We start from the raw sequence: 20,768 nt of genomic DNA, 5'->3' as shown, positions 1-20,768 counted from the left end.
AAGTCGACCGGCCTTTCGTTTTTGAAGGCCAACTCTTGCTTTTGAGGGAAAGGGATGACGCGAGCGGAAATTAATGCTAAAGGCCGCGCCAACGATAGGTGTGCGGCAGATAGCTTGCCCCGCCACCGCATGAATCTTCAGATTTCCGTGCCTTGCCCGCATCCGCAGCTTGCGTCAGCTTTTGCGGCATCGCCGATGTGAACCGTTGGAACGATCTTATGTCCGCCACTGATGTCATAACCCCCTCCAGGCTCAAGCCGATGCCGGTATCGCAGCCCGTCGAGCTTTCGCCGAAGCCATCGCTGATCGGCATGACACGCGAAGAGATGGGCGCGGCGCTTAGGGGAAAGGGCGTTGCCGACAAGCAGATCAAGATGCGTGTGAGCCAACTCTGGAACTGGATCTATGTGCGCGGCGTCTCCGATTTCGATGCCATGGCCAACGTGTCGAAGGACATGCGCGAAATGCTGAAGACGCATTTCACCATCGCGCGTCCCGAAATCGTCGAGGAGCAGGTTTCCAATGACGGCACCCGCAAATGGCTGCTGCGCTTCCCGCCGCGTGGCGCCGGCCGTCCCGTCGAAGTCGAAAGCGTCTATATTCCGGAAGAAGGGCGCGGCACGCTCTGCATTTCCAGCCAGGTCGGCTGTTCGCTCACCTGTTCCTTCTGTCATACCGGCACGCAGCGCCTAGTGCGCAATCTGACGGCGGAAGAGATCCTGTCGCAGTTGCTTCTGGCGCGCGACCGACTCGGCGATTTCCCGGACCGTGAAGCGCCGCAGGGTACGATCATGCCGGCCGAGGGACGCAAGGTCAGCAACATCGTCATGATGGGCATGGGCGAGCCGCTCTATAATTTCGAGAGCGTCAAGCAGGCTCTGCTGATCGCGTCGGATGGCGATGGCCTATCCTTGTCGAAGCGGCGTATCACTCTTTCGACCTCGGGCGTCGTACCGGAAATCTACCGCACCGGCGACGAGATCGGCGTCATGCTGGCGATCTCGCTGCATGCCGTGCGCGATGACCTGCGCGACATGCTGGTGCCGATCAACAAGAAATATTCGCTGAAGGAGCTGATGGACGCCTGCCGCGCCTATCCCGGCCTCTCGAATGCGCGCCGCATCACCTTTGAATATGTGATGCTGAAGGGCGTCAACGACAGCCTCGAAGACGCGAAGGGACTGATCCAGCTTCTGAAGGGCATTCCGGCCAAGATCAACCTGATCCCCTTCAATCCCTGGCCGGGCACGAACTATCAGTGTTCCGACTGGGAGCAGATCGAGAAATTCGCCGATTTCATCAATTCGGCTGGCTATGCCTCGCCAATTCGCACGCCGCGTGGGCGCGATATTCTCGCCGCCTGCGGTCAGCTTAAGTCGGAATCCGAGCGCATGCGCAAGACGGAGCGCCTGGCATTCGAAGCGATGATGATCGCCAATCACGGCGAGGATTGAGGTCGATGCTCCTTGGACTACGCAAGCCGATACGCCTCCTGTGGGGCTATCTCGCCGCTTGCGCACTGATGGGTTTCGTATTGGCTTGCGTTGCTGCCTATACTCTTCCGGGGAGCGGTGTGCCGGAGCTCTTCGTTCTGACCATCGAGATGACCAAGGCCGCAATGATCGTCAGCATTTTGCCATCTCTCATCGTCATTCCCATCATGGAATGGCGTGGGGTTCGCCGCTGGTTTGGATACGCGATCTACGGCGCGGTCCTGTCGTCCGTGGCATCCATTCTGATTTCCGGCTCTATGGAAAAGCCGCAAACTCTTAATCTGATCACGATCGCGGTCTGCTTCGCTTTTCTCGGGGCGGCCTGCGCGACCGTTTACTGGTTAATCGCTGGCCGCCACCCAATCCTCAGCGAGCCTGAGTAAAGAAAATCTTCACCGCAAAGATGGAGAAGACGCCGGCAAAGGCGTAGTCGAGGCCGCGCATCACGCCGCGATTCTGCTGTAGCCAAGACGACAGACCGTCGGCAGCAAGAACGACGAGCATGTTCACCGGCATGCCGATGACGATGAAGAAGAAGCCGAGGAAGAGCAGCTTGTGCGTGACGGCAGGATCGCCGGCAGTCACGAACTGCGGCAGAAAGGTCATGAAGAAGATGATGACCTTCGGATTCAGCAGATTGACCCAGAAGCCATTCGAGATATTGGCGAAGGGCGTTCCGCCGACCGTATCGACCTTCTTGACCGACAGGCTGGAACCGAAACGGATCGCCTGGATCGCCAGCCACAGCAGATAGGCAGCGCCGCCGGTCTTCAGTACGGTAAAGGCGACCGGCGAAGCCGTGATCAGCGCGGAGATGCCGAAGGCCACGAGGCAGGTATGGACGACAACGCCGAGCGTGGTGCCGAGTACGACGAAGAGCGCGGCCTTTTTACCCTGCGCCAGCGCGCGGCTGATCGATAGTGTCATGTCGGGACCAGGCGTCATCGCCAGCAGCAGGCTCGCTGCCGAGAAGGCCAGAAGGGTCGGCAGACTGGGTATGAAATCCATGAAAGTCGCTCCGAAAGCCGGATGATAGTGCTTGGCGTTTTCTTATCGGGCTTTCGGCTGATTGCAAATCAATCCTTCTTTTCGAGGAAGGCCTTGAATTGATCGGCATAGTCCGGGTGCCAGCGTGACAGCGGCGGCCGGTTCTCGACGATATCGCCGGCGGCCCAGAGCATGCGGCGTTCGTCGACCGGCCGGGCCACGTCATTATCGGGGCAGAGAATATAGAAATCGCCGCGCCTCAGGCTTTCCATCATGAACTCGACAGTCTGCTCCGGCGTCCAGGCGCCAGCAGGTTTTTCCCTGCGATCGCCTTTGGTCAGACCTGTGAAGACGAAGCCGGGGATGAGGAGATGGGCTGAAATCTTGGCGCCTTCCGTATTGCGGAGTTCGTGCTGCAGCGCTTCAGTGAAGACCTTCACGCCGGCCTTCGAGACATTGTAGGCGGGATTGCCGGGAGGCGTGGTGATGCCCTGTTTCGAGCCGGTGTTGATGATAACTCCCGGTTCACCATGGGCGATCATGCCCGGTCCGAAGATGCGCGTGCCGTTGATGACGCCGAGCAGGTTGACGCCAAGGATGGCGTCCCATCCGGCCTGGGCGCTGAAGATCGAGGTGTCCGGACCGATGCCGGCATTGTTCATCAGCACATGTACGCTGCCGAAACGCTGCAGGACGGCGCGCTGCAATGTTTCCAGAGCCTCCTTGCTTGCAACGTCGGTCTCCACGGCCATGACATGCTCTTCGCCTGCGATCGTCTTGAGTTCAGCGCTCGCTTCGGCCAGGCGATTCCCACCGAGATCGGCAATGACGACGCTCATGCCGAGTGAGGCGAAGTGTTTTGCTGCGGCAAAGCCGATGCCGGAAGCGCCCCCGGTGATGACGGCAATATTGGATTTCTTGAAAATGTCTTGAATATCGGTCACGAGCGGAGCCCTCCTCAGGCATTGTTCGGTCGCCGCCGAATATGGTACTTTCCCGAAGCGTGTCAAACCGCTTGAGCTGCCGCCACCCGCACTTCCCCTTGCGCCTCGTGATAATCTCGCTAAAAGTTCCGCGATACAGCTTTGCGGGCCTTTCCCCTGGTCCGCCTTGAAACGGAACTCATCATGGCATCACATAAAGACGTGAAGAAAGTCGTTCTCGCCTATTCCGGCGGTCTCGACACCTCGATTATCCTGAAGTGGCTGCAGACGGAGCTGGGCGCCGAAGTCGTCACCTTCACCGCCGATCTCGGCCAGGGCGAAGAGCTGGAGCCGGCGCGCAAGAAGGCCGAAATGCTCGGCATCAAGGAAATCTATATCGAGGATGTGCGCGAAGAATTCGTGCGCGATTTCGTCTTCCCGATGTTCCGCGCCAATGCCGTATATGAAGGCGTCTACCTGCTCGGTACCTCGATTGCCCGTCCGCTGATCTCCAAGCACCTGATCGAGATCGCCAGGAAGACCGGTGCCGACGCCATCGCGCACGGCGCGACCGGAAAGGGCAACGACCAGGTTCGCTTCGAGCTCTCAGCCTATGCGCTGAACCCGGATATCAAGATCATTGCTCCCTGGCGCGACTGGTCGTTCAAGAGCCGCACCGATCTGCTCGAATTTGCCGAGAAGCATCAGATCCCGGTCGCCAAGGACAAGAAGGGCGAAGCGCCTTTCTCCGTCGACGCTAACCTGCTGCACTCCTCGTCCGAAGGCAAGGTTCTGGAAAACCCGGCCCAGGAAGCGCCTGAATATGTGCACATGCGCACGATCTCGCCGGAAGCCGCTCCGGACAAGGCGACCATCATCAAGGTCGGCTTCGAAAAGGGCGATGCCGTTTCGATCAATGGCCAGCGCCTGAGCCCGGCAACCTTGCTTGCGAAACTGAACGATTACGGCCGCGACAACGGCATCGGCCGTCTCGATCTGGTCGAGAACCGTTTCGTTGGCATGAAGTCGCGCGGCGTCTACGAGACCCCCGGTGGCACGATTCTGCTCGCCGCCCATCGAGCCATCGAATCCATCACGCTCGACCGTGGTGCCGCGCACCTCAAGGACGAGCTGATGCCGCGCTATGCCGAGCTGATCTATTACGGCTTCTGGTTCTCGCCGGAGCGTGAGATGCTGCAGGCGCTGATCGACAAGAGCCAGGAACATGTCGAAGGCGAAGTGACGCTGAAGCTCTACAAGGGCAATGTCATGGTCATCGGCCGCGAAAGCCCGAAATCGCTTTATTCCGACAAGCTGGTCACCTTCGAGGACGACCAGGGCGCCTACGACCAGAAGGATGCGGCCGGCTTTATCAAGCTGAATGCGCTGCGCCTGCGCACGCTCGCCAAGCGCAATCTGTCGAAGTAATAAGATATTGAAATGAGAAATGGCCCGCTTCCGATCGCCGGAGGCGGGCTTTCTTATGTGGAAACTGGCGGCCGGAATTAATCGACCGGCCTCAATTCACGTTCGACTTCGGCAGGTGCTTCGGCCTTCTGCAGATTGCTGCGGAAGGCGCAGAGTGCGTCATGCAGCTGAACTTGAAGATCTTTGTCGAAGCCTTGCGTCGCGTTGCGCTCGACTTCGCAGATTTCCCTGTCGATCTGCTTCAGCTTGGCGTCGGCGGATTCCGAAAGCACGATCCGCTTGGCGCGGCGATCGAGCGGGTCGGGTTGGCGTTCGATCAGGCCGCGTGCCTGCAGCTTGTCAAGAAAAGCGCTGACCGTCATCGGCTCCAACCCCATGCGGGAGGCGATGTCGAGCTGGCGGCTGCCATTGATGGCGGCGACCTGCATCAGCGTTCGTGCTTCACCCGCCGTCAGCCCGAGCCCAGCGACAAGGATGCGTCGCTCGAAGGCCGCCCTGATCAGTCGGGCGCAATCGCTCACAAGAAAGGCGAGCGAATCCGTATTAATCCTGCTGTTCATAAGCGCTTCCCTACCTACGCTCTTTGATTTTTTGGGCCCCACTACGTTCTTATTGATTTCATCCCACGAACACAACGGCCTCCTGGAACTTAAAACGGTCAGCTGCTTGACCAAGTTCCACGGATTGCTACTCTCGCGTGATCACCAGCGGGATCACTCATCATGACGCAATCGCTCGTTGTCGGCGCCTTCCTCGCCGCGCTTTTCTACGTGCTTATTCCCGGTCCCGCCTTTCTGGCTCTGCTCGGCATCGGGGCCGGCCAGGGCCGCAAGGCGGGTGCATTCTTCGTCAGCGGCCATCTGCTTGGTGATCTCGTCTGGTCCGCGCTCGCCTTGGTCGCCATCGTCGGCGCCAAGACCATCGGCACCTTCGTCTTCGATCTGCTCGGTTTGCTGTGCGGCTTCTATCTCGCCTGGATCGGCTGGAGTGCCGTGACCGCCAAGCCGAGGGGTGACGGCAAGGCACTCGTCAATGTCGACCGCCCGTTCCGTCGCGGCCTGATCTTCGGCGTCACCAATCCGAAGGGATATCCTGTTGCGCTGGCGACATTCACGGCTCTTGTCGCGGGCTCCGCCAGCGCATTGACCTTCAGTGCGCTGCCGCTGCTGCTTGTTGTTTCCTTTGCCGGCTTCATAACGGCCGACCTCATTCTCATCAGCATCATCGGCGCAGGCGCTGTGCGGCGCTTCTATCGTGCGCATGAGCGGCTGATCGTGCGCTGCTCCGGCGTGCTTTTCATGGGTTTTGCGGCGCAGGCGCTCTGGCACGCCACGCCCGGTCTGCTTGGCTGGCGCAAAGCATGACCGTCCCCTTCAATTTGTTCAGCCTCCCGCCATACCAATTCGGCAGGAGCAGCCTTATATCGTGCTTCGATCAGATGCTGTCGAAAGGATGCCTTGCATGTCTTCTCTTGCCGCCGTCAATCCTGCGCTCACCGAATGGAACGGACATCAGGGGCTGCCGCGTTTCGATGCGGTAAAGGATACGGATTTTGCTGCCGCCTTTGATGCAGCGCTTGCATCGCATGAGGCCGAGATCGACGCGATCGCCGGCAACAGCGACGCGCCGACCTTCGCTAATACCGTGATCGCACTCGAAATCGCCGGCGATGAGCTCTCGCGCATCTCCGCGCTATTCTGGAACAAGGCCGGCGCTCATACCAACGAGACCATCCAGGCGCTGGAGCGTGAGATCGCGCCGAAGATGGCGCGGCATTATTCGAAGATCGGCACGAACGCGGCACTCTTTGCCCGTCTCGATGCACTTTGGGAGAGTCGCGACGCGCTTGGGCTGACGCTGGAAGAAACCCGTGTTCTGGAGCGGCACTGGAAGGGTTTCGTCAAGGCCGGTGCTAAGCTGCCGAAGGCCGAGCAAGAGCGGCTGTCCGCCATCAACGAGAAGCTTGCCGGCCTCGGCGCGCAATTCGGACAAAACGTCCTGGCGGATGAAAAGAGCTGGGCGCTGCTTTTGTCGGAAAAGGCCGATCTCGCCGGCCTTCCCGACTATCTGCGCGAGGCGATGGCAGCGGCTGCGCGCGAACGCGGCGAGGAGGGCAAATATGCTGTCACCCTGTCGCGCTCGATCATCGAGCCGTTCCTGACGTCTTCCGAGCGCCGCGATCTGCGCGAGCAGGCCTTCAATGCTTGGGTGGCGCGGGGCGCCAATGGCGGCAAGACCGACAATCGTGAGATCATTCGCGAAACTCTGGCATTGAGAGCAGAGAAGGCGAAGCTGCTTGGCTATGCCAATTTCGCCGAACTCAAGCTCGACAATACCATGGCGAAGACGCCTGATGCGGTGAACGATCTTCTGATGGCCGTCTGGAGCAAGGCGGCAGCACGAGCGGCAGAGGAAGAAAGGGATATTGCGGGGCTGATCGCCGAGGAAGGCCGCAATCACGAGGTTATGCCCTGGGATTGGCGGCACTATGCCGAGAAGATCCGGACGCGGAAGTTCGATTTCTCCGAGACCGAATTGAAGCCCTATCTGCAGCTCGAAAAGATCATTGCCGCCTGCTTCGATGTCGCCGGCCGTCTGTTCGGCATCAAGGCCGTCGAGCAGAAGGGCGTTCCAGCCTATCATCCCGATGTGCGCGTCTTCGAGATCCGCGACCGTTCCGACAAGCTCGTCGCTCTCTTCCTTGGCGATTACTTCGCCCGCAGCTCGAAGCGCTCCGGCGCCTGGATGAGTTCCTTCCAATCGCAGCACAAGTTGCCGCTGAAGAACGGCAAGGTCGGCGAACTGCCGATCATCTATAACGTCTGCAACTTCGCCAAGCCGGCGGAAGGCCGGCCGGCGCTGCTGTCGCTCGATGATGCCCGCACGCTGTTCCACGAATTCGGCCATGCGCTGCACGGCATGCTGTCCAACGTCACCTATCCCTCGGTTTCGGGCACCGGCGTTTCCCGCGATTTCGTCGAACTGCCGTCGCAGCTCTATGAGCATTGGCTGACGGTCCCCGCCATTCTCAAGGAATATGCCGTCCACTACGAGACCGGCGCACCGATCCCGCAGGCACTGCTCGACAAGGTTCTTGCCGCCCGTACCTTCAATGCCGGCTTCAATACGGTCGAATTCACGTCCTCGGCATTGGTCGACATGGCATTCCATACGCGCGGCGCAGTCGAGGATCCGATGGCGGTACAAGCGGAAGTGCTTGCCGAAATCCGCCTGCCGAAATCCATCGTCATGCGCCATGCGACGCCGCACTTCCAGCATGTGTTTTCCGGCGACGGCTATTCGGCCGGCTATTATTCCTACATGTGGTCGGAAGTGCTCGACGCCGATGCCTTCGCCGCCTTCGAAGAAACCGGCGATGCCTTCAATCCGGATATGGCTGCGAAACTCAAAGGCAACATCTATTCCGTCGGCGGTTCGATCGATCCGGAAGATGCCTATAAGGCTTTCCGCGGCAAGCTGCCGAGTGCGGATGCGATGCTGAAGAAGAAGGGGCTGGCCGCCTGATCTTTGCGTTCGGTGTGTCACAAGATCGGTCGCGGAAGGTCCACTTTCGCGACTGAGCTGAACTTGCCGATTAATCAGGATTTGCGTGAAAGCAGATCTAACAGCTCGGCCAGCTGATCGGCTTGCCCATCGTCCAGCTTATCGCCCACATGGCGTTGAAGTGCCGACGCATAGACTGCCCACATGCGGCTGCGCATGGCACTTCCTGCTTCGGTGATAACGACCCAGCGGCCTCGGCCGTCCTCGGAAAATATTTCACGATGAACAAGGCCGGCTTTTTCCATCCGATCGAGTAGGCGCGACAGGTTGTGCTGGGCGAGAAGCGTGCGCTCCTCGATCTCATAGGGCCGCAACTTTCCTTCCGTGGCCTGCGTCAGCTCCCATAGCACGTCGTACCAGCCGAGGGACGGCAGGCCGGCTGCCTTCAAATCCTGTTCGATCGCCGCAAGGACGATTTGCTGGGTGCGCATGAGGCGGACCCATGCTCGCGTCACCGCGGCGGAAGGTTTTGAAGGGGCGGCATCTGAATCATCTGACATGGATGCAATTACATCTATGTTGACCAGGCTGGCAAGTCTGGATATAGATGCAATTACATCTATTTTGAACGCGACCCAGGAGATTTGATCATGTCCGACGGAAAGCTGATCCTCGTCAGCCACTACCTCTGCCCCTACGTCCAGCGGGCAGCCATCACACTTGCTGAAAAGGCCGTGCCATTCGAGATCCGCTACGTCGACCTGTCAGCAAAGCCAGACTGGTTTCTAGACATTTCTCCGCTGGGTAAAGTTCCGTTGCTGATCGTGCCGCAGGGCGAAGGATCAGAAACGGTATTGTTCGAAAGTGCGGTGATCTGCGAATATCTCGAGGAAACCCAATCCGGCGCTCGACTCCATCCGACCGATCCGCTCACGCGTGCCCGCCATCGCGGCTGGATGGAATTCGGTTCTTCCATCCTTTCGGACTTGTGGGGGTTCGAGACCGCGAAGGACGAGGGGACCTATGAGGCCAAGCGCACAGCGCTGATCGATAAATTTGCTCGTGTCGAGGCGGAATTGAGAAACGGTCCCTTTTTTGCCGGAGACGCGTTCAGCCTGGTCGATGCAGTTTTTGCGCCGATCTTCCGTTACTTCGATGTGTTCGACACCATCAGATCGACCGGGGTTTTCGACGGGCTACCGCGTGTCAAGACATGGCGCGCGGAACTGGCATCGCGGCGAAGCGTGCGGGACGCGGTGACGCACGACTACCCCGAGCGCCTCAAAGCGTTCCTGCTCAATCATGATGCGTTCATACTGAGCCGTGCCGCCTAACGGAGCTGCGCAAATCCCAGTCGACGCGATTGCGCGCATCTGAATTGGTGACGCGATAGAAGAGAGTTCGCCTGTCTAGGCGCGTAAGACTGAGGGCGAGGCACGAAGAGCCGGCTTTCAGCCCCTTTCTTGCCTCCCCCCTTTCGCATTCGCGAAAAAAAGGGTATGAGCGCGCCAAATGCAATTGGCGTGTTACTGAAACACTGCGCCTCAGCCTCAGAGATTAAGACATATGGCACTTCGCAACATCGCGATCATCGCGCACGTTGACCATGGGAAAACCACCCTCGTCGACGAGCTCCTGAAGCAGTCCGGCTCGTTCCGCGAGAACCAGCGCGTTGCCGAACGCGTCATGGACTCGAACGATCTGGAAAAGGAGCGCGGCATCACCATTCTTGCCAAGGCGACCTCGGTCGTCTGGAAGGATACCCGCATCAACATCGTCGACACCCCCGGCCACGCCGATTTCGGCGGTGAAGTCGAGCGCATTCTCTCGATGGTGGATGGCGCGATCGTTCTCGTCGATGCTGCCGAAGGCCCCATGCCACAGACCAAATTCGTCGTCGGCAAGGCGCTCAAGGTCGGCCTGCGCCCGATCGTTGCGATCAACAAGATCGACCGCCCGGATGCCCGCGCCGACGAAGTCATCAACGAAGTCTTCGACCTCTTCGCCAATCTCGACGCCACCGACGAGCAGCTCGATTTCCCGATCCTCTACGGTTCCGGCCGTAACGGCTGGATGAACTATTCGCCCGAGGGTCCGAAGGATGAAGGTCTGGCGCCGCTGCTCGACCTCGTGGTCAAGCATGTTCCGGAGCCGACCGTCGGCGAAGGTCCGTTCCGCATGATCGGCACGATCCTGGAAGCCAACCCCTTCCTTGGCCGCATCATCACCGGCCGCATCCATTCCGGCTCGATCAAGCCGAACCAGGCCGTCAAGGTTCTGGGTGCAGACGGCAACCTCATCGAAACCGGCCGTATCTCGAAGATCCTCGCCTTCCGCGGCATCGAGCGTCAGCCGATCGACGAAGCGCAAGCAGGTGACATCGTCGCCATCGCCGGTCTCTCTAAGGGCACGGTCGCCGACACCTTCTGCGACCCGCAGGTCAGCGAGCCCCTGATCGCTCAGCCGATCGACCCGCCGACCGTCACCATGTCCTTCATCGTCAACGATAGCCCCTATGCGGGCACCGAAGGCGACAAAGTCACTTCGCGCGTCATTCGCGACCGCCTCTTCAAGGAAGCCGAAGGCAACGTCGCGCTGAAGATCGAGGAAGCCGAAGGCAAGGATTCCTTCTACGTTTCGGGCCGAGGCGAATTGCAGCTCGCAGTTCTGATCGAAACCATGCGTCGCGAAGGCTTCGAACTTGCCGTGTCGCGTCCGCGCGTCGTCATGCACAAGGACGAGAGCGGCCAGTTGCTCGAGCCGATCGAAGAAGTCGTCATTGACGTCGATGAAGAGCATTCCGGCATCGTCGTGCAGAAGATGTCCGAGCGTAAGGCTGAAATGTCGGAGCTGCGTCCTTCGGGCGGCAATCGCGTCCGTCTGGTATTCCTGGCGCCGACCCGCGGCCTCATCGGCTATCAGTCGGAACTTCTGACCGACACGCGCGGCACGGCCGTCATGAACCGCCTGTTCCATGATTACCAGCCATACAAGGGCGAAATTGGCGGCCGCGTGAACGGCGTGCTGCTCGCCAATGAAGCCGGCGAAGCCGTGGCCTACGCCCTGTTCAACCTGGAAGACCGCGGCCCGATGATCATCGATGCCGGCGAGAAGGTCTATGCCGGCATGATCATCGGCATCCACTCCCGCGACAACGACCTCGAAGTTAACGTGCTGAAGGGCAAGAAGCTCACCAACATCCGCGCCGCCGGCAAGGACGAAGCCGTGAAGCTGACCCCGCCGATCCGCATGACGCTCGACCGTGCGCTTTCCTGGATCCAGGACGACGAGCTGGTGGAAGTGACGCCGAAGTCGATCCGCCTGCGCAAGATGTATCTCGATCCGAACGAGCGCAAGCGTTACGAGAAGGCCCGTCTGGCCTGATCACCCTAACCGAGCAATGTATTGGACCCCGGCCTTCGCGCCGGGGTTTTTATTTGTATGTTCGGTTTTTGAGCCCTTGTCCTAAAGGTTAAAAAACCGTTAATTTTTGTTGATGATCCACGGATAAAGCCTGTGGGCAAGTCTGCCATCTTTATGAATGAGGATGGTTAATTCGCATCGGTAAGACCAGAGTAGACGTTATGAAGACGTTGTCGATTGATGTTCGGCGGGCAGAACCCCATGATGCCCGAGCCATTTCGGAGGTGCACCGCCAGTCCTGGCAGTACACCTATGCCGGCATCATTCCGCATCGCGCCCTCGGCCAGATGATCGAGCGTCGCGGCGAAGCCTGGTGGCGCAAGGCAACGAGCGGTCCCGCGACGCTGCTGGTTTTGGATGTCGCCGGCGAGATCGCAGGCTATGCCACGCTCGGCCTCAACCGTGCCCGCGCGCTGCCGCAGGAAGGCGAGATCTACGAACTCTATCTGCGCCCGCAATATCAGGGTCTCGGCTTGGGTCGCATGCTGTTCGGCGAGGCGCGCCGGCTGTTGAAGTCGCTCGGCTGCAAGGGGCTGGTCGTTTGGTGCCTTGAGGAAAACGAGAATGCCTACCGCTTCTATCGCGGGCAGGGTGGAGCGGATTTCTGCGAGGGCATCGAAACATTCGATCACAGGCAGCTTCGCAAGATCGGTTTCGTTTGGCCCTGAGCGGCGCTGTCGCGCATCGGTTCCGATTTAAGGAATCATGCAGTAAATCCGCCTCTTTCCCGATGCGTTGTTGCGTTGCGGCATGAATCCTATTATTTGGCTGGCGGCAACCATCCTTATCTAGGGGACAAGCATGCGTATCGACGCGATTTCCATTGGCAAGAACCCGCCCGAAGACGTCAACGTCATCGTTGAAGTGCCGGTCGGCGGTCATCCGATCAAGTATGAAATGGACAAGGAGGCCGGCACGCTGGTCGTCGACCGTTTCCTCTACACGCCGATGACCTATCCGGGCAATTACGGCTTCGTTCCGCATACGCTCTCCGACGACGGCGACCCGATCGACGTTCTGATCGCCAACACCCGCCCGCTGGTTCCGGGCTGCGTCATCAATGTTCGCCCGATCGGCGTGCTGATGATGGAAGACAATTCCGGCAAGGACGAGAAGATTATCGCTGTTCCCGCGCCGAAGCTGACCATGCGCTATGACAAGGTCAAGGAATATACCGACCTGCCCGAGATCACGCTGAAGCAGATCGAGCATTTCTTCGAGCACTACAAGGATCTGGAGCCTGGCAAGTGGGTTAAGATTTTCGGCTGGAAGGGTTCGAAGGAAGCCGGCGAACTCATCGTCGAAGCCATCGAGCGCGCTAAGAACACCAAGGCTTGATCTGATCAGCCGCCTTCAGTGACGGCGCAAAGCCTCTTTATCAAATCCTCCGGTTCGCCTTCGATCCGGAGGATTTTTTTGCGTGCAGTGTCGCCGCTGATAAGGGCAAGCGTGGATTTGGGGATGCCGAGGCTCTTTGAGAGCAGGGCGATCAGAGCCTTGTTGGCTTTGCCCTTTTCGGGTGCTGCCGAAACACGCGCCTTCAAATAGCCTTCGCCGTCGGCGCCCGTTTCCAACCCATCGATCGCATTACGCCCGCCATTGGGCGTGAGCCGCACGGAAAGCCTGACGTGATCCGGAAAGGTCTGCCAGGCTTTGCTCACCGCAGGAACATGGGGACGATCGAATTCCACATCAGCGAGCGGATGAAGAAAATGATGAGCAGCAGGATGACCGGCGAGATATCGATGCCGCCGAGGTCAGGCAGAATGCGGCGGATCGGGCGCAGGGCAGGCTCAGTGACCGCATATAGGAAGTTGCCGATGGAGCTGACAAACTGATTGCTCGAATTGATAACGTTGAACGCATAGAGCCAGGAAAAGATGGCGCTGGCGATCAAGATCCAGGTATAAAGATTCAAAGCCAGATCAATGGTTTGAAATAAGGCGAGCATATCCGTCTCCAATTCGCGGTTGACAGACATGTAGACATTGGCGACTAAACGGGCAAGTCCCATGCTCCGAAGCATGTTGAATCATGTTTAAAAGGCCGGCATTTGCGCTAGCGGCCACGTCGGAAAGTCTCGTTCCATGTCGCTCGCTGCCAGCGGAGACCGGTTTGCCGCCTTCAGGCACGTTGCCTATACTTATTTCTTCTTCGCGCGGTTTTTGACGGCCTTTGCCACGCAGGTCGTCAGCGTCTCCGTCGGCTGGCAGATGTATGAGCACACCGGCCAACCGCTCTATCTCGGTCTGATCGGCCTCGTTCAGTTCCTGCCGTCGCTGCTGCTGATCCTGGTGACGGGTACGGCTGCGGACCGCTACAACAGGCGGCGGATTTCCGCGATCTGCATTTTCGTCGGCACCCTCTGTGCGGCTGCCCTGCTGTTCCTGACCGTATCTGGCACCTTCGCGCCGCTGCCGGTATTTCTGATCCTTACGGTCTTCGGCATAGAACGCGCCTTCATGACGCCGGCCATGCAGTCGCTTGCGCCCAATCTGATCCCGCCCGAAGACCTGACGAACGCGATCACCTGGAACTCGATGTCATGGGATGCGGCCGCCATCCTCGGTCCTGTTGCCGGCGGTCTGCTTTATGGCATCGGGGCCAATGTCGCCTATACCGTTGCCGTCCTTTTCTTTGCGGCCGGCTCTGTGCTGACCTTCCTGATCCCGAAGCCGCAGCAGCGCATCGCGCATGAGCGGCGTAGCCTTAATGAGATGCTCGCCGGCTTCCGTTTCATCTGGTCGGAAAAAGTGGTGCTCGGTGCGGTCTCGCTCGATCTTTTCGCCGTGCTACTCGGCGGCGCGGTCGCGCTGATGCCCATCTATGCGCGCGATATCCTGACGCTCGGGCCCTGGGGTCTCGGCATGCTGCGCGCGGCGCCAAGCTTCGGCGCGATCGCCATGGGCCTTTTCCTGGCGACCTATCCTATCCGCAATCGCGCCGGTATCTGTATGTTTGCCGGCGTTGCCATGTTCGGCTTGGGAACCCTGATCTTCGGCATCTCGCATACGCCATGGCTGTCGATAACGGCTCTGGCCATCATGGGCGCATCCGACCTGATCTCCGTCTATGTCCGCGAAACGCTGATCACGCTCTGGACGCCGGATCACGTGCGCGGCCGTGTCAATGCCGTCAACATGGTCTTCGTCGGCGCGTCGAACGAGCTTGGCGAATTCCGCGCCGGCACCATGGCGCATTATTTCGGCGCGATTCCCGCCGTCGTCATTGGAGGACTTGGCACGCTGACCGTCGCCATCCTCTGGGCCACAGGTTTCCCGCAGCTTCGCCGGATCGACAGCCTGAGCGCGCCCGACCGTGACGGCGAGCCGCAACCGGTTTGAGGAGTGCGTAATGGCGAGGTTGCCGGATCGATACAATTCGTTTTCGGCGCTTCGCGAGCATGAAACCGAAGGCGTCGACTATCGCATCCATATCGAGGATCGATCATCGAATGTCGCCGTTATCGCTCCCCATGGCGGTTTCATTGAACCTGCCACGTCCGAGGTCGCTTTGGCGATCGCGGATGAGAGGTTCTCACTTTATCGTTTCGAAGGCCTCGATGCGGTGAGGCTCCATCATGAGCTGCACGTCACCTCCGAAAATTTCGATGAACCGATAGCAAACGGCTTGGTGGGCAGTTCGTCGATCGTCGTCGCCGTTCACGGCCGCACGGATCGGGATGATCCGCTGACGAGCTGGATCGGCGGTCTCGACACGTCGCTTCGCGACCGGATCGTCGAAGCATTGCGGCTCAATGGTTTTGTGGCGGCCGCGAGAATGAAAGGGGAGGCGCTTGCCGGAGCTTCCGCCGGTAATGTCTGCAATCGCGGCAAGCGGCAGGCCGGCGTCCAGCTCGAAATTCCGAGAGGCGTCAGGGATATTCTCATGAAAGACGCAGAAAAGATGAAGCGATATGCATCTGCGATCCGTGGCGCGATCGATGAATTCGATCGCGTGCTTTCGTCAGGAGAGAGCCTTTAGGCCGCCATTGCCTGCTTGCCCTCGAAGACGAGATCGAGAAATTCCGACAGCCAAGTCTTGAGCGCGGCGTCGAAGATCATGCGGCCTTCGAGATGCTCGCGGCCCTGCTGAGCATTCGGCATGCAGAAGCGGTGCTCGCCATGCACGACCCAGCGCTGCATCATGGCGCGCGTGAGTTCGGCATGGAACTGCAGGCCCCAGGCATTGGTGCCGTAGCGATAGGCCTGGTTGGGATAGGTCTCCGCTGTCGCCAGCAGGTCGGCGCCATGCGGTAGTTCGAAGCCTTCGCGGTGGAAGTGATAGACCATCTGCGGCCAGCGCATCAGCAGCCGACCCTTTTCCGTCGGCTGCAGAGCATACCAGCCGATCTCGGTCTTGCCGTCGTCGCGCGCCTTCACCTTTGCGCCGAGATGGCGGGCGAGCAGCTGCGCGCCAAGGCAGATGCCGAGATAGGGGCGGTTTTCCTTAAGCGGTACTTTGAGCCAGTCGGTCTCGGTCCTAATGAAATCATCCGGGTCGTTGGCGCTCATCGGGCCACCGAAGACGACGGCGCCGGCGTGCGCCTCTAGTGTCGAGGGCAGAGGGTCGCCGAGGACCGGCCGGCGGATATCAAGATCGAATCCCTTCTCCAGCAGCATCTGGCCGACGCGACCGGGACTGGAGCGCTCCTGATGCAGGACGATCAATATCGGGCGGCCAGCGCTCTTCGGCGCTTCAATCATCATTGCCTGTCTCCACCCTCGAACCGGGCGCGCGTGCGGCTGCTTCCTGTCGCTTCATGATGCGCTCGCGATCGGAAATGCCCATGAGGTCGGCGATCCGCCAGATCGCATGATCCTCCATCTCGCTGCGTTCGCCGTCGGCGTAGACGATGTCCCATAGGATGCCGAGCAGTTCGAGCCGCTGAGTGCTGTCGAGATGACGCTTCAGATCCGAGGTAAAGCGATAATAATCGACGGCTTCGCTTTCCGCTTCCTCGCCGGCAGCGATCAGCTGGTCGAGCTGGCGGCCATCGAGACCATATTGTTCCTTCAGGAGCTTGCGCAGCCGTTTCTTTTCGCTGTTCTCGATCTTGCCGTCCGCCTCCATGACCTGAATGCACAGCGCCGCCACCGCGACACGCGGGTCGTCGGGTGCGAAGCCGGATCTGGGGTGGTCCTGGGTCAGGTTATGAAGGAATTCCTGAAAGCGTTCGAACATGCGTCTCCATTCTCAAAATGGGCCGAGCAGGGTTCTTGGGGCACCATGCTCTATCTTTTTATCTTCCCGCAATTCCGGACGTAAAACCGCGGCGCAGTTTTGCCGGAATTGCTCTAAAACAGCTTGAGCCGCGTCTTGGGTTCCGGTTCAAGTTTATGATCCTTCACGCCCGGATCATCAGGCGCACCACCGAAGAAGGGCCGGGGCTCCTCACCCTGCTGCGCCGGTTTTGGCGCGGCTTCGGATGGGCTTGAAGCGGGTTTCGCCACGGTAGGTTCCAATTCCATGACATAGGTATCGGCGGCCGGCGATGCAACTTTCGGTGAACTTGGCTTTGCCGCCGTGGTTGCGAGGGCGGCCTCGCGCACCGGCGGCAGCGATTTCAGCGCCGCATCGACCGACACCGTGGAGCCTTCTTCCACCGGCCCATCGATCTGGCCGAAGGGTGCCTTCCATTCGAAAGCATCGAGACGGCCCGTGATCGGCGACAGAGGCAGCCATTTTTCCGAGACGAAGCCGTCGGCGACCCAGGCCGGATCGCGTGGTGCGCGCAGCGCCTGCGCCATCCAGTGGCGGATGCGGCCCTGATCGCCGGTTTCGGCCTCTTCGATGTCAGCAAGCAGCAGGAAGGCGCCTTCGCGCGCATCGATCCTTGCGGCTGCTTCGGCCTTGGCACGGGCCTTGGCAAAATCGCCGGCATCCATCGCTGCCTTCGCGGTCAACAGCAGGGCTTCGACATTGTTCGGGCGGATCGCCTCCAGCCGCTCGGCGCGCTTCAAACGGTCAAGAACGGAATCGCCACTGCGAGCTCGCACATAGGCCCTGCCGACTTCGGGATGCGGCTGCGCCTTCCAGACCTGCTCGAGGATGGAGGCTGCCTTGCGCACCTTGTCTTCACGGAACAAAGCTTTGGCCGCGATCAGCGCTGCGGGCACGAAATCGTCCACGAGCTTCAGAGCCGCCAGTGCATCGTCGCGCGCGCCCGCCGGATCGCTCTCCAGCTTGTCGTTGGCGCGGGCCGTCAGCAGCACTGCGCGTTGACGGTTGGCTGTGGCCTTGTCGACGACATGGGCGACCTTCTGCTGGTCCAGCAGCTTGATGGCATCATCCCAGCGGCCGGCCTGGCTGCGATATTCCAATGTCGCCTGCGCTGCCCAGGGCAGGTAGGGCGCCTGGTCGGCAGCCTTCTCGGCATATTGCCGCGCGGCTTCATGCGCGCCGAGACGCTTGGCTTCGAGAAAGAGGCCGCGCAGGCCGAGCTCGCGTGTTTCCGGATCATTGGCCATCTGCTCGAACTTCTGGCGGGCCTCGTCATGCTTACCTTCGATCAGGGCAGCCTGGGCTTCAAGGAGGTTGATGAGCGGCTCCTGATCGGCGCGGATGAGGCCGCGGGTGCGGGCTGCCATCTTGCGGGCGAGCAGCGAATTGCCGGCACCGGCAGCAATGAGGCCGGTCGACAACGCCTGATAGCCGCGATCGCGCTTGCGGGCGCGGAAGTAGCGGGTGACGGAATAGGGCGAAGTCCAGATCAACCGCACGAACCACCAGACGATCATGACAGCGGCCACGATCGCAATCAGGATCGCGGCGGCGACGATCAGCTTCGTCTGATAAAGCTGCCCTTCCCAAACCAGCGAGAGATCGCCGGGGCGATCCGCGAGCCACGAAAAGCCATAGCCGAGAGCTAGGACGAGAATGGCGAAGATAAGCAGTCTGATCATTGCTACACTCCGTCCTTAGTTCTGTTTCCCAGTATTGGCGATCGCCTTCGACAAGGCATCGCTTACCAGATCCTCGACGCGGATGCGGGCTTCCAGCGACTGCTTGAAGGCGGCCGATGCGGATTTTCCGGCATCGGGCAGGCTGTTCCACTCGGTCACCGCGCCTGGCAGATCGCCGTTCCTGACCTTGTCCTCGAAACGCGCGGCGATGGCATCGATGCTGTCGCCGGGCACATTGCCGACGGCGCGGACCTGCACCAGCGATTTCGCTCCCGACATCAGCCGGCTGCTCCAGCTCTGGTTCGGATCGTCGGTCTGCGCGGTGGCGACGATTGCGGTCGCGACATCGGAAACCTGGCGGATCAGGTCGGCGCGGGAGGGCACGCCGGTCTGGGCGAAATTCTTGAGATCGGCGACCGCTGGATCGTCCGGCGCAACATTGGCAAAGGTGTCGAGCTCGGGCTGGAAGGGACCGCCGCGGTCGATTGCCGCCTTCAACGCTGCAGCTGCGATGGCGCGGGCGACCGCGCTTTCCTGGCTCGGTCCGCTCAGCTTCTTTTCGGCATCGTCAAGACGCTTGTTGACTTCGGCATCTGAGGTTGCCTGGCTCTGCGTTGCCTTGCTGAGATCCGATTTCAGCTGCTCCACCTCGCTGGTGAGCGAAGCGATCTTCTGGTCGGAGGCGGGATTTGCGATGCCGCCCGAGCCATTTACCGAAGCGCCGTTGGCAGCGCTCGCCTCAAGTGCTGCGACGCGGGCCGTCAGTGCTTCGTCCGGCTTTGCAGCTGGCGCGGCGGCGAGATTGGCGACGCTCTGCTTGAGACCGTCGATCTCCGCATTCAGTGCGGCGATCTCGGTTGAGTTGTCCTTGCCTGTACGACCGCTAGGCAGGAAGCCCGCATATTGCAAGGCGCCGGCGCAGATGAGGGCGATCAGGCCGCCGGTGATGCCGGCCGCGATAAGGCCTGATGTCGAACCCTCGCGCGACGGCGGGCGCTCGGTATGAGGCGGATGGTCGGCATGGGACGGCGGAGGATCGGCCTGCTGCGCAGCGGCCGCTTGCGGCTCATGCGGTGCGGCGCCGAAGATCGACTCCTGAGCTTCTTCGCGAAATGGCTCCTTCTCCGCTTCCAGTGGCATTTCCACTTCATCAGCCGAGGAGCCACCAAGCTCGCCATGGCTGCGCTCAGTCAAATCTTCGGGAGCTGCGTCCTGCGCAGTTTTTTCGGCTTCCAGATCGATCGTGACCGGTTCGTCGTTGGGCTTCGAATGGTTAGGCGTTTTTCGCGATACCATGAGGTCCTCTTTATCATGCGCTGCAACGAAGTTAGACAGACAAGGCGATTATGGAAAGGCCTTACATCAAAATTGCGGCCTTACGCGTGGATCAGAAGCGCCATAAGCCGGTCTTCATTCGGCATGTCGGCAATATCGACATGGGATCGCATCGGCTCCGGAACTGCGCTGGCGATGGTTTCGCTTAGGCAGAGAAATCGTGTTTCGGCAAAGATGTCGGGGTTATGCCGAACGAATGGCAAGCTGAAAAAGCGTTTCGCCGTCTCGTGGGAATAGAGCAGTACGGCGTCCGCCCGGGTGTCGGCGAAAAGCCGGCGAAGGATGTTGTCGTCGGGGACGATATTCTGCATCCGGTAGCATTCGACGGTCAGGAAAGACAGGTGTCGCTCAGCCAGTCCGGCTTGGAAGCCAACCGCTCGCGGAGAACCCGCAAGATAGAGGAGGGGCCCGTCGGTCAGGCCTGAAGGATGGCTGGAGATCATGGCGGCAAGCTCTGTGCCGCCGCCTTCGGATATGGCGATATTGCTGAATCCGAGATCAGCCGCTTCTTTGGCTGTCGCCTGTCCCACGGCAAAGAGGCGGCGACCAAGGTGAGGCGCAAGATCGGAACGCAACAGCGAAAGCGCCCGGATCGCCTCGGCGCTCGTGACGGCGACGGCGCCCTGCGTGGCAAGGAGCGCTCGTCTTGCTTCCTCGACATCGTGGACAGGTTCGGCCAGCGGCAGCAGCAGGGGTTCGTGTCCCATCTGCGCCAGCCGCCGCATGGTGCGCTCACCCGAATGCCGAGGGCGGGTGACGATGACGCGCAT

General features: G+C 60.1%; 22 protein-coding genes. 11 read left to right on the top strand and 11 right to left on the bottom strand.

Annotation, left to right across the window (positions count from 1 at the left end):
• The first annotated feature begins 218 nt into the window (after window positions 1-218).
• Window positions 219-1,454 carry a dual-specificity RNA methyltransferase RlmN gene (rlmN, locus tag PH558_RS19895; protein WP_285206135.1) on the top strand — a complete coding sequence of 412 codons (1,236 nt, stop codon included), beginning with the start codon at window positions 219-221 and terminating at the stop codon, window positions 1,452-1,454.
• Window positions 1,455-1,459: 5 nt separating this feature from the next.
• On the top strand, window positions 1,460-1,876 hold the full coding sequence (locus PH558_RS19890) for a hypothetical protein (protein ID WP_095432994.1): 417 nt from the start codon (window positions 1,460-1,462) through the stop codon (window positions 1,874-1,876).
• Here the strand turns inward: PH558_RS19890 and PH558_RS19885 are convergent.
• Window positions 1,860-2,501, bottom strand: a complete 642-nt coding sequence (locus PH558_RS19885) for a LysE family translocator (RefSeq protein WP_095432993.1) — start codon at window positions 2,499-2,501, stop codon at window positions 1,860-1,862. The genes PH558_RS19890 and PH558_RS19885 overlap by 17 nt on opposite strands.
• Window positions 2,502-2,569: 68 nt before the next feature.
• Window positions 2,570-3,424: an SDR family NAD(P)-dependent oxidoreductase gene (locus tag PH558_RS19880; protein WP_285206134.1), complete on the bottom strand. Its 855-nt coding sequence runs from the start codon at window positions 3,422-3,424 to the stop codon at window positions 2,570-2,572.
• Between the two features lie 183 nt (window positions 3,425-3,607).
• On the opposite strand from PH558_RS19880, the gene PH558_RS19875 reads away from it, so the two are divergent.
• Window positions 3,608-4,831 (top strand): argininosuccinate synthase, encoded by a 1,224-nt coding sequence (locus PH558_RS19875; protein WP_095436057.1) that lies wholly within the window; start codon window positions 3,608-3,610, stop codon window positions 4,829-4,831.
• A gap of 77 nt (window positions 4,832-4,908) precedes the next feature.
• Here the strand turns inward: PH558_RS19875 and PH558_RS19870 are convergent, their stop codons facing one another.
• Window positions 4,909-5,391: a MarR family winged helix-turn-helix transcriptional regulator gene (locus tag PH558_RS19870; RefSeq protein WP_095432991.1), complete on the bottom strand. Its 483-nt coding sequence runs from the start codon at window positions 5,389-5,391 to the stop codon at window positions 4,909-4,911.
• Between the two features lie 162 nt (window positions 5,392-5,553).
• Between PH558_RS19870 and PH558_RS19865 the strand changes: the two genes are divergently transcribed.
• Both PH558_RS19865 and PH558_RS19860 read left to right on the top strand, forming a co-directional pair.
• Window positions 5,554-6,195, top strand: a complete 642-nt coding sequence (locus PH558_RS19865; protein WP_095432990.1) for a LysE family translocator — start codon at window positions 5,554-5,556, stop codon at window positions 6,193-6,195.
• A gap of 97 nt (window positions 6,196-6,292) precedes the next feature.
• Window positions 6,293-8,356 carry a M3 family metallopeptidase gene (locus PH558_RS19860; protein ID WP_285206133.1) on the top strand — a complete coding sequence of 688 codons (2,064 nt, stop codon included), beginning with the start codon at window positions 6,293-6,295 and terminating at the stop codon, window positions 8,354-8,356.
• 74 nt (window positions 8,357-8,430) lie between these two features.
• Here PH558_RS19860 and PH558_RS19855 read toward each other — a convergent pair whose 3' ends face one another.
• Window positions 8,431-8,895 (bottom strand): MarR family winged helix-turn-helix transcriptional regulator, encoded by a 465-nt coding sequence (locus PH558_RS19855; RefSeq protein WP_285206190.1) that lies wholly within the window; start codon window positions 8,893-8,895, stop codon window positions 8,431-8,433.
• A 90-nt stretch (window positions 8,896-8,985) separates the two neighbouring features.
• Between PH558_RS19855 and PH558_RS19850 the strand changes: the two genes are divergently transcribed.
• The 4 genes from PH558_RS19850 (at window position 8,986) to ppa (ending at window position 13,096) form a co-directional block, all read left to right on the top strand.
• Window positions 8,986-9,669, top strand: coding sequence for a glutathione S-transferase family protein (locus tag PH558_RS19850; RefSeq protein ID WP_285206132.1), 684 nt, complete (start codon window positions 8,986-8,988; stop codon window positions 9,667-9,669).
• Between the two features lie 232 nt (window positions 9,670-9,901).
• The gene (gene typA / locus PH558_RS19845; protein ID WP_095432985.1) at window positions 9,902-11,719 is read left to right on the top strand and encodes a translational GTPase TypA; all 1,818 of its coding nucleotides are present in this window, start codon (window positions 9,902-9,904) and stop codon (window positions 11,717-11,719) included.
• 200 nt (window positions 11,720-11,919) lie between these two features.
• Window positions 11,920-12,426 (top strand): GNAT family N-acetyltransferase, encoded by a 507-nt coding sequence (locus tag PH558_RS19840; protein ID WP_069613362.1) that lies wholly within the window; start codon window positions 11,920-11,922, stop codon window positions 12,424-12,426.
• A gap of 133 nt (window positions 12,427-12,559) precedes the next feature.
• Window positions 12,560-13,096, top strand: coding sequence for an inorganic diphosphatase (gene ppa, locus PH558_RS19835; RefSeq protein WP_069613363.1), 537 nt, complete (start codon window positions 12,560-12,562; stop codon window positions 13,094-13,096).
• 5 nt (window positions 13,097-13,101) lie between these two features.
• Here ppa and PH558_RS19830 read toward each other — a convergent pair whose 3' ends face one another.
• On the bottom strand, window positions 13,102-13,419 hold the full coding sequence (locus PH558_RS19830) for a DUF167 domain-containing protein (RefSeq protein WP_285206131.1): 318 nt from the start codon (window positions 13,417-13,419) through the stop codon (window positions 13,102-13,104).
• On the bottom strand, window positions 13,416-13,739 hold the full coding sequence (locus tag PH558_RS19825; protein WP_095436056.1) for a YggT family protein: 324 nt from the start codon (window positions 13,737-13,739) through the stop codon (window positions 13,416-13,418). The genes PH558_RS19830 and PH558_RS19825 overlap by 4 nt, the downstream gene beginning before the upstream one ends.
• 106 nt (window positions 13,740-13,845) lie before the next feature.
• On the opposite strand from PH558_RS19825, the gene PH558_RS19820 reads away from it, so the two are divergent.
• Both PH558_RS19820 and PH558_RS19815 read left to right on the top strand, forming a co-directional pair.
• The gene (locus PH558_RS19820) at window positions 13,846-15,102 is read left to right on the top strand and encodes an MFS transporter (RefSeq protein ID WP_113407839.1); all 1,257 of its coding nucleotides are present in this window, start codon (window positions 13,846-13,848) and stop codon (window positions 15,100-15,102) included.
• Window positions 15,103-15,112: 10 nt separating this feature from the next.
• A complete protein-coding gene (locus PH558_RS19815) occupies window positions 15,113-15,742 on the top strand; it encodes a poly-gamma-glutamate hydrolase family protein (RefSeq protein WP_285206130.1) in 630 nt (209 codons plus the stop codon).
• Here PH558_RS19815 and PH558_RS19810 read toward each other — a convergent pair.
• From PH558_RS19810 to PH558_RS19790, 5 genes are all read right to left on the bottom strand, one after another.
• Entirely contained in the window at window positions 15,739-16,464 is a 726-nt protein-coding gene (locus PH558_RS19810; RefSeq protein ID WP_285206189.1) for a glutamine amidotransferase, read from the bottom strand. The genes PH558_RS19815 and PH558_RS19810 overlap by 4 nt on opposite strands.
• Window positions 16,457-16,942: a tellurite resistance TerB family protein gene (locus tag PH558_RS19805; RefSeq protein ID WP_095432980.1), complete on the bottom strand. Its 486-nt coding sequence runs from the start codon at window positions 16,940-16,942 to the stop codon at window positions 16,457-16,459. The genes PH558_RS19810 and PH558_RS19805 overlap by 8 nt, the downstream gene beginning before the upstream one ends.
• Before the next feature lie 113 nt (window positions 16,943-17,055).
• On the bottom strand, window positions 17,056-18,663 hold the full coding sequence (locus tag PH558_RS19800) for a heme biosynthesis protein HemY (RefSeq protein ID WP_285206129.1): 1,608 nt from the start codon (window positions 18,661-18,663) through the stop codon (window positions 17,056-17,058).
• Between the two features lie 15 nt (window positions 18,664-18,678).
• Window positions 18,679-19,959 carry a COG4223 family protein gene (locus PH558_RS19795; RefSeq protein ID WP_285206128.1) on the bottom strand — a complete coding sequence of 427 codons (1,281 nt, stop codon included), beginning with the start codon at window positions 19,957-19,959 and terminating at the stop codon, window positions 18,679-18,681.
• Between the two features lie 80 nt (window positions 19,960-20,039).
• Window positions 20,040-20,768, bottom strand: coding sequence for a uroporphyrinogen-III synthase (locus tag PH558_RS19790; protein WP_285206127.1), 729 nt, complete (start codon window positions 20,766-20,768; stop codon window positions 20,040-20,042).

The sequence above is a fragment of the Rhizobium pantanalense genome, from assembly GCF_030182525.1.
Classification (GTDB): Bacteria; Pseudomonadota; Alphaproteobacteria; order Rhizobiales; family Rhizobiaceae; genus Rhizobium.
Note: the sequence above shows the minus strand (reverse complement) of the source record. Positions and strands in the feature narration are given on the sequence as shown.

What these genes read in the sequence shown, in the direction of transcription:
- PH558_RS19800 (WP_285206129.1), bottom strand. Translation starts at nt 18,663, where the DNA reads ATGATCAGACTGCTTATCTTCGCCATTCTCGTCCTAGCTCTCGGCTAT.
- PH558_RS19875 (WP_095436057.1), top strand. Translation starts at nt 3,608, where the DNA reads ATGGCATCACATAAAGACGTGAAGAAAGTCGTTCTCGCCTATTCCGGC.
- PH558_RS19805 (WP_095432980.1), bottom strand. Translation starts at nt 16,942, where the DNA reads ATGTTCGAACGCTTTCAGGAATTCCTTCATAACCTGACCCAGGACCAC.
- PH558_RS19890 (WP_095432994.1), top strand. Translation starts at nt 1,460, where the DNA reads ATGCTCCTTGGACTACGCAAGCCGATACGCCTCCTGTGGGGCTATCTC.
- typA (WP_095432985.1), top strand. Translation starts at nt 9,902, where the DNA reads ATGGCACTTCGCAACATCGCGATCATCGCGCACGTTGACCATGGGAAA.
- PH558_RS19795 (WP_285206128.1), bottom strand. Translation starts at nt 19,959, where the DNA reads ATGGTATCGCGAAAAACGCCTAACCATTCGAAGCCCAACGACGAACCG.
- PH558_RS19790 (WP_285206127.1), bottom strand. Translation starts at nt 20,768, where the DNA reads ATGCGCGTCATCGTCACCCGCCCTCGGCATTCGGGTGAGCGCACCATG.
- PH558_RS19820 (WP_113407839.1), top strand. Translation starts at nt 13,846, where the DNA reads ATGTCGCTCGCTGCCAGCGGAGACCGGTTTGCCGCCTTCAGGCACGTT.
- PH558_RS19865 (WP_095432990.1), top strand. Translation starts at nt 5,554, where the DNA reads ATGACGCAATCGCTCGTTGTCGGCGCCTTCCTCGCCGCGCTTTTCTAC.
- PH558_RS19840 (WP_069613362.1), top strand. Translation starts at nt 11,920, where the DNA reads ATGAAGACGTTGTCGATTGATGTTCGGCGGGCAGAACCCCATGATGCC.
- PH558_RS19810 (WP_285206189.1), bottom strand. Translation starts at nt 16,464, where the DNA reads ATGATTGAAGCGCCGAAGAGCGCTGGCCGCCCGATATTGATCGTCCTG.
- rlmN (WP_285206135.1), top strand. Translation starts at nt 219, where the DNA reads ATGTCCGCCACTGATGTCATAACCCCCTCCAGGCTCAAGCCGATGCCG.
- ppa (WP_069613363.1), top strand. Translation starts at nt 12,560, where the DNA reads ATGCGTATCGACGCGATTTCCATTGGCAAGAACCCGCCCGAAGACGTC.
- PH558_RS19815 (WP_285206130.1), top strand. Translation starts at nt 15,113, where the DNA reads ATGGCGAGGTTGCCGGATCGATACAATTCGTTTTCGGCGCTTCGCGAG.
- PH558_RS19885 (WP_095432993.1), bottom strand. Translation starts at nt 2,501, where the DNA reads ATGGATTTCATACCCAGTCTGCCGACCCTTCTGGCCTTCTCGGCAGCG.
- PH558_RS19850 (WP_285206132.1), top strand. Translation starts at nt 8,986, where the DNA reads ATGTCCGACGGAAAGCTGATCCTCGTCAGCCACTACCTCTGCCCCTAC.
- PH558_RS19860 (WP_285206133.1), top strand. Translation starts at nt 6,293, where the DNA reads ATGTCTTCTCTTGCCGCCGTCAATCCTGCGCTCACCGAATGGAACGGA.
- PH558_RS19825 (WP_095436056.1), bottom strand. Translation starts at nt 13,739, where the DNA reads ATGTCTGTCAACCGCGAATTGGAGACGGATATGCTCGCCTTATTTCAA.
- PH558_RS19855 (WP_285206190.1), bottom strand. Translation starts at nt 8,895, where the DNA reads ATGTCAGATGATTCAGATGCCGCCCCTTCAAAACCTTCCGCCGCGGTG.
- PH558_RS19870 (WP_095432991.1), bottom strand. Translation starts at nt 5,391, where the DNA reads ATGAACAGCAGGATTAATACGGATTCGCTCGCCTTTCTTGTGAGCGAT.